The following is a 12,679-nucleotide window of genomic DNA, read 5'->3' as shown; positions in this document are numbered from 1 at the left end:
CCATGCAGCGCGCGGCCCTGATGCTCGCAGCCATCGCGGCCTCTTCGAGCCTGTCCTTCGGCACTGAAAAGCTGTCCGTCAGGGAGCGTCCGCTGAGTGACTATTCGGCGCTTCGGGATCGGCCCCTGTTTTCGCCGGACCGGACTGCCCCTGTTACGTTCGTCGCCGCCGAGCCGGAACCCGTTGTCGTGCAGCCCGAGCCGGAACCCGAACCGCCGCCGCCCGCTGCTGCGCCGGATTGGCAATTGGTTGGCATCGTACGGTCGGAAAAGCTCAACAGCGCGACCTTCACCGCCCCGACCGAGGTGGCGGCCTTCACGCTGCGCACGGGAGAGAGCCGGGAAGGCTGGACGCTCAAGGTCGTCGGCCAGTTTGAAGTCAACCTCGATGGAGCGGGAGGACGGGCCTCGCTGCGCTTTTCGGATGAGCCGGGCGGTGAACAAATGTTTCCGCCGGAGGGGCCGCCGCCCACGCTTTCCGGGGGCTGATCCATGGGCTCCACGGCATTCGCATACAAGGCTTTGAATGGCGAGGGTCGTATCGAACTCGGACGGATCGATGCGTCCGATTCCGACGATGCCGTCCAGAAGCTCGGGGCGCGCGGGCTGATCCCGGTAAGTGTCGAACAGAGCGGGCAGCCTGCATCGCGCGCACCGCTGTTTTCGACCCGGATACCGGCGGCGCAGGTCACGCGGCTGCTCTCCGACCTGTCGATCATGCTGAATGCGGGGATCCGGATCGACGAAGCGCTGGCGATCATGGAAAAGGAATTCGACAGCGGCAGGCTTCAGCCCGTTGTTGCCGGCATTCGCACCGACCTGGCGTCGGGCAAGTCATTCTCCAGCGCGCTGGAAGCCTGGCCTGCTCTGTTCCCGGCGTTCCAGGTCGCCATGGTTCGTGTCGCGGAGACCTCCGGAAAATTGCCCGCCCTCCTGTCGCGCATCGTGCAGGAGCGCCAGAATTTCGAGGCATTGCAGGCCAAAGTCAGCGAGGCGCTGCGGTATCCGGCAGTCCTGTTTGCCGGCACGATCTGCGTACTGGTCTTCTTCTTGGTGGGGGTCGTCCCTCAGTTCGAACCGATGATCATGCAGAGCGGCAAGAAGGACACGCTGATGGTGGTGATGTTCTCGGTCTCGAATTTCCTGCGCGCCTACGGGCTGGTCCTTTTGCTTGCCGCCTCGATACTCGTATTGCTGGGATTCGTGGCGGCGCGGCGGGGCCTTCTCTCCGCATGGCTATGGGGTTTCGCCAAAAAACTTCCGCTGTTGTCGGAGATACCGGGCAGCTATCGGACTGGGCGCTTCGCCCGCCTGCTGGGCATCATGGTCGAAACGGGCGTGGCGGTTCCTGTGGCTTTCAAGCTCATCAGCGACACCATCGATCATGGCGAGGCCGCCCGGGCGCGCGCTCAGCAGGCATCCGACGCGCTGAGGCAGGGGAACAGGCTTGGCCATGCGCTCGAGATACTTCAGCTTCCCCCGCTGGCCGTGCGCATGTTGAGGCTCGGCGAGCAAAGTGGCGAACTTGCGGGGCTGGCCTATCGTGTCGCCGACTTCTATGAAGTGCGGCTGGAGCGTTCGCTGTCCCGCATCGTCGGGCTCGTCGGGCCCGCGGCGGTGGCAACCATCAGTATCTTGATCGGTGGTATGATCGTGTCGATCATGTCCACCCTTATGTCCTTCAACGATATGGTCCGATAGGAGCCTGTTTGCATGAACATACATCTCTCAGTTGGTCCCCATCTCATGCAGCGCAAGCGTGCCCGGCGCCGCAGGGCGGGCTTTACGTTGATCGAGATGCTGGTCGTGCTGGCCATCATCGGCCTGATCTCGGCGCTCGTCGGTCCTCGTGTTCTCGCGCAGTTGTCCGACTCGCGCGAGCGCGCGGCCAAGCTTCAGATCGAGGCGTTTTCCAGCGCGCTCGACATCTTCTACATCGATGTCGGCCGTTATCCGGTGCAGGCCGAGGGCCTGGGAGCCCTGGCGCGCAAGCCCTCGACCGTCCAGGTCTGGAACGGGCCATACCTTCGCGGTGAGAACGTTCCGCTCGATCCGTGGGGCAATGAATACAAATACGCGAGCGACGGAAAGACGTTCAACATCACCAGCGACGGGCCCGGTGGGCGCGGCTCCAATGTGTCCGCCCAGCCGTAAGGGCAACAGCAACCGCAAAAGGGCGCAGCGCGGTGTCGTGCTGCTCGACGTGATCGCGGCGCTTGCGATCGTCGCCCTCGCGGCCTTCGTGCTGATGCCGCGCCCGCGTTCCAGCATCGGGGCTGCCGAGCTTACCGCCGAGGCGGTTCGCGTCAGCGGGGAATTCCGCAAGAGCAGGGCGAAGGCGCTGATCACGGGCAGCGTCGCCGACGTGACAGTCGATCCGGGAAACAAGCGCATCCAGGTGGACGGCGCCAGTCCGATCTCGATCAGGGACGGGGTGACTATCAACTGGGTCACGTCGGACCGGTGTCCCATGCGAGGCGGAGCCAGAGCCTTGCGCTTCCTTGCCGACGGACGCTCCTGCGGGGGCGTCATGACACTGTCGGCCAGCGGCCGGGAGATCGAACTGCGCGTCGACTGGTTGACCGGCCGCGTGGAAATGAGCCCGAAATGACAGCGCGGAGCAGACGCGGCTTCACGCTGATCGAGGTTCTGGCCTCGCTTGCCGTCGCCGTGCTGCTGATGATTCCGATCGCGCGCATGATCACGGGCACAGCAGGTACGTTCGCGGGTCTGGAACGATCGACCGAACGCCGTGTCGGCATGCAGGCCGCCATGGCGGCAGCGATGACTTTGACCCCGTTGCGAAAAGGCCGGAGCGTGATCGGAGATTTCACGGTCATCGTGGAACCACACCGCTTCGAACGCGGCTCTGCGCTGGCTCAGGCCGGATGGCAGCTTTACTCCGTCACCGTTCGCAGCACCGACGGATCGGATGACGACGTGATACAGACCGTGCGCCTCGGCAAGCTGCAATGACGAGGAGGCGCAAGGCTCGGGCCGGCTTCACGCTGATCGAGGCATTGGCTTCGCTGGTGCTTGCGACGATGCTGTTTGGTGGGCTGGCGCTCTACACCGGAACCTGGCTGCGCCAATGGCAGGGGATGATCGCCAGAGGCGGTCAGGAGGACACGGTGGCGGTAATTCTCGATCGGATGGTCGAGGATCTTGAGGCGGCCCAGCCCGGCTATTCCAGAACGGAAGGCGCCGCTGCGGTCCGCTTCACCGGCCATGCCGGCGAGGTCACCTTCGTGCGCCCGGCACTCGGCTACGAGCCGCGTGCTGGACTTGACGACATCACCTATTCGATGGGTCGGGCTGGAGCCGACGCGGCGCTCGTTCGTGGCCGCCGCGATCACATGATGGGGGGCGGCGGCGAGGATCTTCCGCTGATGCGCGGCGATCTGAAGCTTTCGTTCAGCTATGCCGGGCCGGACGGCGCGCTCAGCCCCGAATGGACGAGCACCAGCCGCATGCCGTCCCTCGTCCGCATCGAGATATCCGGCAGTTCTCCGCGCCCCTGGCGGCAATGGGCCTATGCGCGGCTGCGCGTCGAACTGCCCGCGCGTTGCGGCGCCGCTCAAGCGCTCGAAAACTGTCTGCAGCGCTACAGCATCGGCTCCTGAACTCCCCAGGGCAGCACCACGGCAGAGGGTCGGCAAGAACCTCCTCGTCCGGGGCGTGAAGCAGATGTTTAACGAGACCGACGGCCGTGATCTCCACAGCAATATCCTTGGCGATCGCTGCCAGGCGGACATGGGGAACACCGTAACCATCCGGCGTAGGACCCCACCCGCCCGCTCTGGCCACGCATGATTCCGACGATCTCGTCGCGCAGGTGCGCGAGATCCATCCGGATCAGCCGCGCATAGCGAATCACGCAATGGCCGACGGCATTGGGCTCCTGGCTCCGGTTGGTGCAAACGAACAGTGGCGTGCCGAAGGTCGTCTCGATACCCGAAATCCCACGATCGCGCCCGGTTGCGTCAACGCGCCTGCTGCGAGGACTTCAGGAGCGAGCCGAACTCGCCCAGCGCGACGGGAGCCGCAGCTGTTTCAGGCGGAGCCTGGAAATGATCGAGTGGAGCGGTGGAGACATGCCTGGGTTGCGTAAACGTTATACCGAGATCACATCTTCTCAGTTGTCGCACAAGCGAATGCTGCAATAGTGCGGTCGGCCAAGTCTCTACGGCGATCACGATTAATAAGTTTGCTGTCAGGCCGAGATCCACACAATCCCGAATGCGCTGGCCCGAATGCGCTGGTTTAAAAATATCAGGAGGAGAACGTAATGAAAGTCAGCCGACGCTCATTGTTGAAGGCCGGTGCCGGAATCGCCGCCGCAGGGGTGGCCAGCAGCATTTTGCAGCCGAGCATTGCGAATGCCGCGGACCCGCGCGTGGCCGATATCATCGTTGTGGGTTGTGGCTCGGCCGGCCTCGGTGCCGCAGTCGCCGCTGCGGAGGCGGGCGCGTCGGTTATCGTTCTCGAGGCCCAGCCCCACATCGGGGGACGTGGCATCGTCAGCTCGGGCAACATTCCCCTGGGCGGCGGAACCCCTGCCCAGCTGGCGAACGGCATCGCCGACTCGCCGGATCTCCTGTTTCGCGACCTGACCGACTGGTCCGTCACCCTGTCGAACGGCTATTCGAGCTACCGCTACAACGATCGCGAGCTCATCCGAGCCTTCGCGGACATCAACGTCGACATGTACAACTTCCTGGTCCGCCACGGCGTCGTGTGGACGACCCAGAGGCCCGACAATGTCGGCGGCAACGAGGTCGGCAACTCGGTGAACCGTATGATGCATACGGCTATCAGGAACTATGTCTCGGTCCGCACAGGCTTGACGGCGAGCCCCAATACTTCTCAGGGGCCCGGCTTCATCCGTCCGCTGGAGGCCGCGGCAGTGGCGCGTGGCGTGAAGATCCTGCTGAACTACCGTTTGGAGTCGCTGCTCCGGACGAACGCGGGCGTGGTCGGGGTGGTCGCCTCCAATCAGGGCCGCCTCATCAATATGCAGGCCCGCAAGGGTGTCATCATCGCGAGCGGCGGCGGAAACGGCAATGTGGAATACCGCCGGCAGTTCGACCCCCGGCTCACCGCGGAGTACTGCGGCGTCGCCGGCGAGCCCTATTCCTTCCAGGACGCCAGCGGCATCCTCGCGGGACTGAATGTCGGCGCGTCCCTCGCGGGCACGTACAACCAGACCGCAGAGTTCGGCACCAACATCACCAAGCCGACCGCCATCGGAACGCGGTACAATTACTCGTTCCTGCAGTGGGGACCCCAGAGCCCTGTCTTCCATCTTGCGAAGGCTTCGGGACTGTCCGGCGTCAACAATCAGAACGTTATCCATGTCAACATGCTCGGGAAGCGGTTCTTCGACGAAACGGGGGGGCAATTCCCGACAAACAGTGCTGGCTCGGTCAACCCGTACGTTCAGGGCAGCTACCTGAACGCCAAGAACATCACATACAACCCGCAAAACTGGATCAACGCCGCTCTGGCTGGAATCGGCGACGGCAAAAATGGCGGTGGCCCGATCTGGGCCATCTTCGATGCGGACGCCGTGGCCCGCCAGAGATGGACCGTGGCGCCGCCCTTCGTCGATCCTGACGGCTTCTTCTTCCAGGCAAACACGCTGGAGGAACTCGCACAGAAGATCGTCATGCAGCATCAGCGGGTTCCCATGCCGCCAGAAAACCTGGTCGCCACAGTGGCGCGGTACAACAGCTTTGTTGGGGGTGTCGACGCCGACTTCGGCAAACCGTCACCGCAATACAGGATCCAGAAGGCGCCCTTCTATGCTGCCTGGTCGACGCCGGTCATCCACGACGCCCGGTCGGGCCTGCGCATCAACGGCTCAAGCCAGGTTCTCGACTTTGCCGGCAAGGCAATTCCCGGCCTCTACTGCGCCGGCGAAGCTGCCGGCGGATTCAGTCAGCATGGAAACGGTCGAGCTCTCTCTCAGGGCATCATCGCAGCAAGGCACGCAGCCGTTCGTTCGCTTTAGGACCGCAGCTCTCAACAAGAGTCCCGCCAAGCCTCCCGGTCCGGCGGGACTATCTGTTTCTGGGACCCGAGGCCAGGGATTCCAGCACCGGCGGCATGGGACCGGCCGTCAGCGTCGCCCAATCATACCAGCGGCGGTAGACTTTGACCGCCATCGGCATCGGAACGCCAACGCCGCCAAGCGCGCGGGGGCGGATGGCGTTCGCACTGTCGAGAAGCTGGAGCCCAGTCCGAAAGCCGGACGGCAAACACCCGGCCGGCGGTCATGACGTGTCGATGCGTCCCGTGCCGCGAAAGGCCGTTGCGCGCCGCGCCTGCCTTGCGTGGCTCTGCCAGGCAATCGCCGGCACGCTTTGCGCAAGAGGCCGATCCGGCCCGCCGCGAAACGGTCGCCGCCCGGCGGCAGAACCCTGCAAGTCCGCCGTGATGATGGCGGCCAGCACGCGAAAACAGAGAGCAAGGCGCAACGCTTCGGCGCAGCCGTCGCCATCTGGTCCGCAAACCGTAGCCGGAGGCAGCGCGAGCGCGCCGCCCGCCTGTTCCATGGCAAATGCCCGCGCCACGGCCTCGGACGGCCGTAGCAGCGATAGGACAAGGACCCGAACCCGGAACGGCACGATGAAAAGGAGCTCGGCCAGAACGGCCAGGCAAAGCAGCGTCGCCGCGATGCCCTTCAGTTCCTGCTGCTCCTCCTCGTATTCCGCCCTGCCCATTCCAGCCTCCGTCGGAAGGCATAATAGCAGAGCGGCCGGAATGAGCAAGGAAATTTTTCCTATATCCACTTCTTCGGCACCGCATCGTGTCAGCGTGGAACACCCGGCGGCGGTCAAATTTAAACGCCGTTGATGGTGTGGAACGACCCCTTCTCTGCGGCATCATGTGCCAAAGGAGGGGCGAGTCGCCTCTCGATAGAGAAAGGAGCGTTCCATGAAAGAGATTAGCACGATCGGACTGGACTTGGCGAAGTCGCTCTTCCAAGTCCACGGTGTCGCAAGCGAGGGGCAGGTTGTTGTCCGCCGGCAGTTGCGACGTGGAGAGGTGCTGAGCTTCTTTGGCAAGCTCGCACCCTGCCTGGTCGGCATGGAGGCATGTGGCGGGACGCATTACTGGGCGCGTGAGATCGCCGCTCTCGGCCATGAGGTGCGGCTGATCCCGCCGGCTTACGTCAAGCCTTATGTGAAGCGCGGCAAGACCGACGCGGCGGATGCCGAGGCCATCTGCGAGGCGGTGACGCGGCCGACGATGCGGTTCGCTCCGGTCAAGAGTGCCGACAGCCAAGCCAGTGCGATGGTGCTGAAGACGCGCGATCTGCTGGTGCGCCAGCGCTCACAGACCATCAATGCGCTTCGCGCCCACCTTGGCGAACTGGGCATCGTGGCCGGGACAGGGGTGGCAAAGGTCGCCGGTCTCATCGCGATCGTGCGCGATCACGAGGATGCCAGGCTGCCGGCGGCGGCGCGGTTTGCGCTGAAAGCTCTGGCCGACCATATCGACAGGCTGACGAACGAGGTCGAGGCGCTGGAGCGTCAGCTCGTCGCCGAAGTCCGCCGCGACGACGGGATGCGTCACCTGACCACCATCCCCGACGTCGGGCCGATCACGGCGGCCGCCGTCAAGGCGCTCGTGCCCGACATTGCCGGCTTCGCGTCCGCGCGGCACTTCGCCGCCTGGCTGGGGCTGACGCCGAAGCCGCATTCGAGCGGCGGCAAGGAGCGGCTCGGCGCGATCTCGAAGGGCGAGATCACGCCGACCTTGCGGCCATCGTCGAGGATGAGGATCTCGCCCGGCCCACTTCGCTGCCGGTGCCGGCGGTCGTCGGAATGGCGATGACGGGGGCCGTGCGGCAGGTAATGCGATCGGCCCTGCCTTCGATCACGGCAAAGCTTTGCAGCGGGCCGTCTTGTGTCGCGCAGACGGCGACGCCCTTGGCGAGATCGATGGACGAGCCGCCGCCCACGGCGACGATGCCATCGCAATCGCCCTCCTTGTACGCGCGCACCGCCTCGCGCACAGCAGCCTCGTTCGGGTTCGGCGGAGTGCCGTCATAGAGAGCAACGGTGCCCGCGTGAGCGATCGCGTCCAGGACGGTGTCGATGATGTCGGCCGCCTTCACGCCCCGGTCCGTCACGATCAGCGGACGGCGGATGCCGACCCGTTCGCACTGCTGCCTGAGCAGGCTGATGGCGCCGAACTCGAACTGGATCTGGGTGATGTAGTTGATGAGAGTCTTGGCAATGAGCGATGGTTACAGCACACGAGCCGGCCGAGATTACCGCCACAGGGCCGTTTCCGATGCTTTTTCTTCAGGGCGACGGCGACGCCTTGGCGGATACAGCGCTGACCCGCGCGGTCGCGCCGACCTGATGCTCAGGACTGGCGATGGACCAATTCGTCGATCAGCAGTTTGGCGGCGGGCGGGACCCACGCCCCCTTGCGGGTGACGAGCTCATAGGCCTCGCTTCGCGACGCCAGGGCCAGCGGCAGGATGCGCGTCATCTGCCGGTGCGCGAAGAACTGCGCGACTTCGATCGACACCAGGGCGACGAAGGACGGGTTTGCCTGCAACAGCGCCAGCGTCGCAAAAGCGGAGGTCGTCTCGAGCAGGTGCTCCGGGAACCGGATCCCGCAATCGCGATATTCGCGTTCGAGCAAGAGCCGCATCGGCATGTTCGCGCGGTATACCACCCATCGGTATGGCGCCAGCTCCTGCAGGGTGAGCTTCGTCGCGTGCTGCAGCGGATGGCCCACGTTCGAGATCACCGCGAGCGTTTCGTCCTGGAGCTTCACGCTGTCGTAGACCTGCGGCGCCTGGCTGATGGTCGTACGGCAGATCGCCAGGTCGAGTCGCCCGGCGTCGAGTTGGGCCAGCAGGGCGGCGCTGGTGTCCTCGACGATCTCGACGGACAAGTCGGCCTGCCGCGCAACGAGCGCGGAGATGGCATCGGTGAGCAGCGGCACCGCGCCCATGATGACGCCGGCCGCCACCCGCCCGCCCTGGCCACGCATGATTCCGACGATCTCGTCGCGCAGATGCGCGAGATCCGTCTGGATCAGGCGCGCATAGCGGATCACGCAATGGCCGACGGCATTGGGCTCCAGGCCCCGGTTGGTGCGAACGAACAGCGGCGTGCCGAAGGTCGTCTCGATTTCCTGCAATGCCTTGCTCGCGCCCGGTTGCGTCAACGCGACCTGCTGCGAGGCCTTCAGGAGCGAGCCGTGCTCGCCCAGCGCCACGAGGAGCCGCAGCTGTTTCAGGTGGAGCCTGGAAATGATGGAGTGGAGCGGTGGGGTCATGCCTGGATTGCGTAAACGTTATACCGAGATCACATCGACCGCAAGGATTTCAAATGAAGATCATTGGCGGTCCTCCGCCAGATTGGGTCCCACACTACAGAGAGATCACGGCTGCTGCCGATAAGGCCAAGACAGCCATAACCACCTAGAGTCTGTTATGAAGCTGCGGCAAGAGCCGCGACTTGCTTGATCATGAGACAAGCGAAATCGACGACATGTAGTCCTGCGAGAGTGTGGGGATATCGTTCGTAATCTTTGACGAGCCTGCGGAATTTCGTGGCCCATGCGAAGGATCGCTCGACGACCCAGCGTCGTGGCAGGAGAACGAACCCTCGCTTTTGCCTCGGGCAGTTTGACGACTTCAAGGGTGATGCCGTGCCGTTTGGCGGCCTGCGCGGCGTCAGATACGGCGCAACCAGCGACCATTCTTCATCAGACACATCGGATGGATACGGCTTGCGGCAAGCGCTCATGCACAACCGTTTGAATCTTATCCATTCTTATGTCCATAACAAACTCTAGCATTACAGTCGTAATTTTCTTGCGTGAATAGGCGACGTCTGAATCACTTGGCCACCATGATTCGGAGGATCGTGGAGGGCGCAGGCATTGATCGAGACGACATTGGAGCTTTGGGCGGGGTCGCTGCGGCGGGCGAAGGAACGGTTGAGTCCGTTGTTTCGCAGCAAAGCGACGGTGGCCTCGGCGGAAGCCTTCATTGACGGTTTGCTTGAGCCGCGCAAGACCGGGTGGACGCGAGCGGAAGCGGTGGGGGACAAAGGCCCTTGGCGCCAACAGGATTTGCTCTATCGCAGCCGGTAGGATGCGGACGCGCTACGGGATGTGGTGCGCGAATATGGGTTGGAGACGTTGGCGGACGACCAAGCCGTGCTGGTAATCGACGGTCCGCAGGACGGCTTTCTGAAGCAGGGCAAGAAGTCGTGCGGCGTGGCGCGCCAATATACCGGTTCGGCGGGCAAGATCACCAATTGCCAGATCGGCGTGTTCGCCACCTATGCCTCGCGCCATGGGCATGCCTTCATCGATCGGGCTCTTTATCTGCCCAAGGCCTGGACGGACGATGCGGCAAGGCTGAAGGCAGCTCATGTCCCGCCGGACACGAAGTTTGCGACCAAGCCGCAATTGGCACTGGCGATGATCGAGCGTGCCCTGGGCGCCAAGGTTCCCTTTGCCTGGGTGGCGGCGGACAGTGTCTATGGCACGGGGCAGATCGAGGCGGCCCTGCGGCGCGCCGGCAAGGGTCATGTGCTCGGCGTCAGCTCCGACCATCTCTTCAATTCCTGGGGGGACAAGCCCCCAATTGGCGGAAGTGCCGAACGGATCGCGCGAGACCTGCCGCCGTCTCAATGGCGGCGTCCGTCGGCGGGCGATGGCAGATCGTGTCTCAGGGAGTGGTGTAGCTGACGGTGTTGGTCAGCGTTTTGCCGGCAGGTGCCGGGCTTGTCAGCGTGCCATTGCGGGCAGCATGACGATGGGATTATCGCTCAGCGTGGCGATGGTTCCCAGCGTCATTCTCACCCCAATCGCGTTCCCAGTAGCCGTTGCGCTGCGCCAGACGCAGCGGCGACTTCTCGCCATAAGCCGCACCGGCCGCCGCTCCCACCTCCAGCTCCATCAGCCGCTCGGCCGCAAAGCCGATCATCTCACGCAGCAAATCCGCGTCGGGGCTCTTCTCCACCAGCGCCCGCAGGTACATCATGTCGTCGCTCATCGATCCTTCTCCGAAGCAAGGTTGGTCTTCGCAACACGACCCTACCGGCGAAACTCGATGACCGCCCGCAAGCCGCTCGCTACAGCGCTATTAACGGCGCGCTCCCGAGCGGCTTGCTACTGCCGAGCTACACCACCGCACGGGACGCAACCGCGATGTGATGCGGTATCCCGCCACCAGGCTTCCATTTCTTGGGGAACATCCACTACTTCGTGTGACTCAAGAAGCGCGCGCGTGCTCGCTACCGGACAGGTTGCTCGATCATGTAGGTAGCCGATCAGTAAGTTAGACTTCAGATGGGCGAAGCGACAGGAAGGGGGCCGACAGCGGCCTGTCCGCTCCTGGCCGAGAAACTCAGCAAGCCGCCGTTCGGATGGCGTGCCGAAAACGGACTGGCAGCATCTGCCTGCTAGGCTGTGTGGACGAATTTGATCAAGCATAGTCCAGCAGCGAAGCTGACGATTGATCGATAGTTGCGTTCGGTTTTCTCACATCGCAGGGCGACGCGCTTGAAGCGTTTGACGAGGCCGATGCCCTGTTCGATACGGGCTCGCGCCTTGTAGAGCACCTTGGCGAAGTAGGCGGGCCTGTCCTTCTCGTTGCTCTTGTGCGGGATGACCGGGGCTATGCCTCTGGCTCTCGCGGCGGCGCGGTTGGCTTTGCTGGAATAGCCCTTGTCGCCGATGGCGGCGCGCGGCGTGATGTCGGGTCCGATGTCGAGCAGGATGGGGAAATGGGGCGCATCCGCCTTCTCGCCTCCGGTCAGGTCGAAACCGATCATGGCTCCCGATGCATCTGATTTGGCATGGATTTTCGTCGTGAACCCGCCTCTGGAACGACCGAGCGCCTGACCTTCCTGCCCCCCTTTGCGCCGGCCGCCGAGACATGGGCGCGCACCACGGTGGAATCGAACATCTGGATGAGATGCGCCGATGCGCTCATCGAAGCCAGCGTGTCGAAGAAGGCCTCGAACACGCCCGCCTTGCTCAACCGGTCGAAGCGTTTCCACACCGAGTTCCAATGGCCGAACCGATCCGGCAGCGCCCGCCAGCGCACGTTCTCAAGCGTGAAGAAGTGTATCGCCTCCAGGAAAAGCCGGTCGTTCGACGCCGTGCGTCCACGCCGCGGCAGGCAGGCCCGAAATACTTCCAACGTGTGATCCCAATCTGCTTCGTCCATCCGCGTTGACATGGTTTCCGATCTCCGAATCAATCGGAAACTCATGAATCACAACCGCTTCAACCGAGGAATCCTCAAACTTCAACACGCCGCAATTCGTCCACACGGCCTAACCTTCAAGAACCTGACCTTCCGGTAATTTCAAGCTTCATTTTGGTGCGACCGTCATGCGCTTTACATTTCAACGTATCCAACGCTACCGGTGCTGATCCTTGCCGATCCTGCCATTAACCCTATTTCACTGGCGCGCCGACAAACGCCTTTCCCGGAGCCTTTTCACCGGACTCACGTATCGACAAACCTTTGGTTGCATGTAACCTTTCATATATGGTGCACGGCATGGGGGAAGATGTGACGGCTGTATGAGCGTTCCGGCGACTTCGCATTTGAAGCAGAACCATGCTTCCAACCACCAAAGAGTTCCCACTTAAGATTTAGACGCCCACACTCTCGCACCGCAGCG

Annotated in this window: 11 protein-coding genes and 5 pseudogenes; 9 read left to right on the top strand and 7 right to left on the bottom strand. The window is 63.4% G+C overall.

Features of this window, described 5'->3' with window-relative positions; genetic code table 11:
* The first annotated feature begins 2 nt into the window (after positions 1-2).
* The 7 genes from ACSBOB_RS09455 to ACSBOB_RS09425 all read left to right on the top strand — a co-directional run bounded on the left by ACSBOB_RS09455 (position 3) and on the right by ACSBOB_RS09425 (position 6,012).
* Positions 3-488 carry a hypothetical protein gene (locus ACSBOB_RS09455; RefSeq protein ID WP_442582158.1) on the top strand — a complete coding sequence of 162 codons (486 nt, stop codon included), beginning with the start codon at positions 3-5 and terminating at the stop codon, positions 486-488.
* 3 nt (positions 489-491) lie between these two features.
* Positions 492-1,700 carry a type II secretion system F family protein gene (locus ACSBOB_RS09450; protein ID WP_442582157.1) on the top strand — a complete coding sequence of 403 codons (1,209 nt, stop codon included), beginning with the start codon at positions 492-494 and terminating at the stop codon, positions 1,698-1,700.
* Positions 1,701-1,712: 12 nt separating this feature from the next.
* Positions 1,713-2,153: a type II secretion system major pseudopilin GspG gene (gene gspG / locus ACSBOB_RS09445; protein ID WP_442582156.1), complete on the top strand. Its 441-nt coding sequence runs from the start codon at positions 1,713-1,715 to the stop codon at positions 2,151-2,153.
* The gene (locus ACSBOB_RS09440) at positions 2,134-2,610 is read left to right on the top strand and encodes a hypothetical protein (RefSeq protein ID WP_442582155.1); all 477 of its coding nucleotides are present in this window, start codon (positions 2,134-2,136) and stop codon (positions 2,608-2,610) included. The genes gspG and ACSBOB_RS09440 overlap by 20 nt, the downstream gene beginning before the upstream one ends.
* Positions 2,607-2,975 carry a PulJ/GspJ family protein gene (locus ACSBOB_RS09435; protein ID WP_442582154.1) on the top strand — a complete coding sequence of 123 codons (369 nt, stop codon included), beginning with the start codon at positions 2,607-2,609 and terminating at the stop codon, positions 2,973-2,975. The genes ACSBOB_RS09440 and ACSBOB_RS09435 overlap by 4 nt, the downstream gene beginning before the upstream one ends.
* Positions 2,972-3,622 (top strand): PulJ/GspJ family protein, encoded by a 651-nt coding sequence (locus ACSBOB_RS09430; RefSeq protein ID WP_442582153.1) that lies wholly within the window; start codon positions 2,972-2,974, stop codon positions 3,620-3,622. The genes ACSBOB_RS09435 and ACSBOB_RS09430 overlap by 4 nt, the downstream gene beginning before the upstream one ends.
* Positions 3,623-4,287: 665 nt before the next feature.
* Positions 4,288-6,012 carry an FAD-dependent oxidoreductase gene (locus ACSBOB_RS09425; protein WP_442582152.1) on the top strand — a complete coding sequence of 575 codons (1,725 nt, stop codon included), beginning with the start codon at positions 4,288-4,290 and terminating at the stop codon, positions 6,010-6,012.
* A gap of 262 nt (positions 6,013-6,274) precedes the next feature.
* Here ACSBOB_RS09425 and ACSBOB_RS09420 read toward each other — a convergent pair whose 3' ends face one another.
* Positions 6,275-6,724 (bottom strand): hypothetical protein, encoded by a 450-nt coding sequence (locus tag ACSBOB_RS09420; protein ID WP_442582151.1) that lies wholly within the window; start codon positions 6,722-6,724, stop codon positions 6,275-6,277.
* A gap of 214 nt (positions 6,725-6,938) precedes the next feature.
* On the opposite strand from ACSBOB_RS09420, the pseudogene ACSBOB_RS09415 reads away from it, so the two are divergent.
* Positions 6,939-7,745 (top strand): annotated as a pseudogene (locus ACSBOB_RS09415) (IS110 family transposase); the annotation flags it as partial.
* Positions 7,746-7,752: 7 nt separating this feature from the next.
* Here the strand turns inward: ACSBOB_RS09415 and ACSBOB_RS09410 are convergent.
* The 3 genes and pseudogenes from ACSBOB_RS09410 to ACSBOB_RS09400 form a co-directional block, all read right to left on the bottom strand.
* Complete coding sequence (locus ACSBOB_RS09410) at positions 7,753-8,187, bottom strand: iron-containing alcohol dehydrogenase (RefSeq protein WP_442583695.1); 435 nt, start codon at positions 8,185-8,187, stop codon at positions 7,753-7,755.
* A 191-nt stretch (positions 8,188-8,378) separates the two neighbouring features.
* Positions 8,379-9,305: a LysR family transcriptional regulator gene (locus ACSBOB_RS09405; RefSeq protein ID WP_442582150.1), complete on the bottom strand. Its 927-nt coding sequence runs from the start codon at positions 9,303-9,305 to the stop codon at positions 8,379-8,381.
* Positions 9,306-9,460: 155 nt separating this feature from the next.
* Positions 9,461-9,701: pseudogene (locus ACSBOB_RS09400) on the bottom strand (transposase); the annotation flags it as partial.
* A gap of 182 nt (positions 9,702-9,883) precedes the next feature.
* On the opposite strand from ACSBOB_RS09400, the pseudogene ACSBOB_RS09395 reads away from it, so the two are divergent.
* Positions 9,884-10,700: pseudogene (locus ACSBOB_RS09395) on the top strand (IS701 family transposase); the annotation flags it as partial.
* Between the two features lie 145 nt (positions 10,701-10,845).
* Here ACSBOB_RS09395 and ACSBOB_RS09390 read toward each other — a convergent pair.
* The 3 genes and pseudogenes from ACSBOB_RS09390 to ACSBOB_RS09380 form a co-directional block, all read right to left on the bottom strand.
* Positions 10,846-11,037: pseudogene (locus tag ACSBOB_RS09390) on the bottom strand (transposase); the annotation flags it as partial.
* Positions 11,038-11,446: 409 nt separating this feature from the next.
* Positions 11,447-12,046: an IS5 family transposase gene (locus ACSBOB_RS09385; protein ID WP_442583693.1), complete on the bottom strand. Its 600-nt coding sequence runs from the start codon at positions 12,044-12,046 to the stop codon at positions 11,447-11,449.
* Positions 12,047-12,057: 11 nt separating this feature from the next.
* A pseudogene (locus tag ACSBOB_RS09380) lies at positions 12,058-12,216 on the bottom strand (hypothetical protein); the annotation flags it as partial.
* Positions 12,217-12,679 lie beyond the last annotated feature (463 nt).

It is taken from the genome of Mesorhizobium sp. KACC 23794, assembly GCF_052180275.1.
GTDB lineage: Bacteria > Pseudomonadota > Alphaproteobacteria > Rhizobiales > Rhizobiaceae > Kumtagia.
The sequence above is the reverse complement of the archived record's forward strand: the minus strand, read 5'-3'. Positions and strand labels throughout refer to the sequence as shown.

Excerpts from the sequence above, each read along its gene's own strand:
- ACSBOB_RS09455 (WP_442582158.1), top strand. The coding sequence starts at position 3 with ATGCAGCGCGCGGCCCTGATGCTCGCAGCCATCGCGGCCTCTTCGAGC.
- ACSBOB_RS09450 (WP_442582157.1), top strand. The coding sequence starts at position 492 with ATGGGCTCCACGGCATTCGCATACAAGGCTTTGAATGGCGAGGGTCGT.
- gspG (WP_442582156.1), top strand. The coding sequence starts at position 1,713 with ATGAACATACATCTCTCAGTTGGTCCCCATCTCATGCAGCGCAAGCGT.
- ACSBOB_RS09440 (WP_442582155.1), top strand. The coding sequence starts at position 2,134 with ATGTGTCCGCCCAGCCGTAAGGGCAACAGCAACCGCAAAAGGGCGCAG.
- ACSBOB_RS09435 (WP_442582154.1), top strand. The coding sequence starts at position 2,607 with ATGACAGCGCGGAGCAGACGCGGCTTCACGCTGATCGAGGTTCTGGCC.
- ACSBOB_RS09430 (WP_442582153.1), top strand. The coding sequence starts at position 2,972 with ATGACGAGGAGGCGCAAGGCTCGGGCCGGCTTCACGCTGATCGAGGCA.
- ACSBOB_RS09425 (WP_442582152.1), top strand. The coding sequence starts at position 4,288 with ATGAAAGTCAGCCGACGCTCATTGTTGAAGGCCGGTGCCGGAATCGCC.
- ACSBOB_RS09420 (WP_442582151.1), bottom strand. The coding sequence starts at position 6,724 with ATGGGCAGGGCGGAATACGAGGAGGAGCAGCAGGAACTGAAGGGCATC.
- ACSBOB_RS09405 (WP_442582150.1), bottom strand. The coding sequence starts at position 9,305 with ATGACCCCACCGCTCCACTCCATCATTTCCAGGCTCCACCTGAAACAG.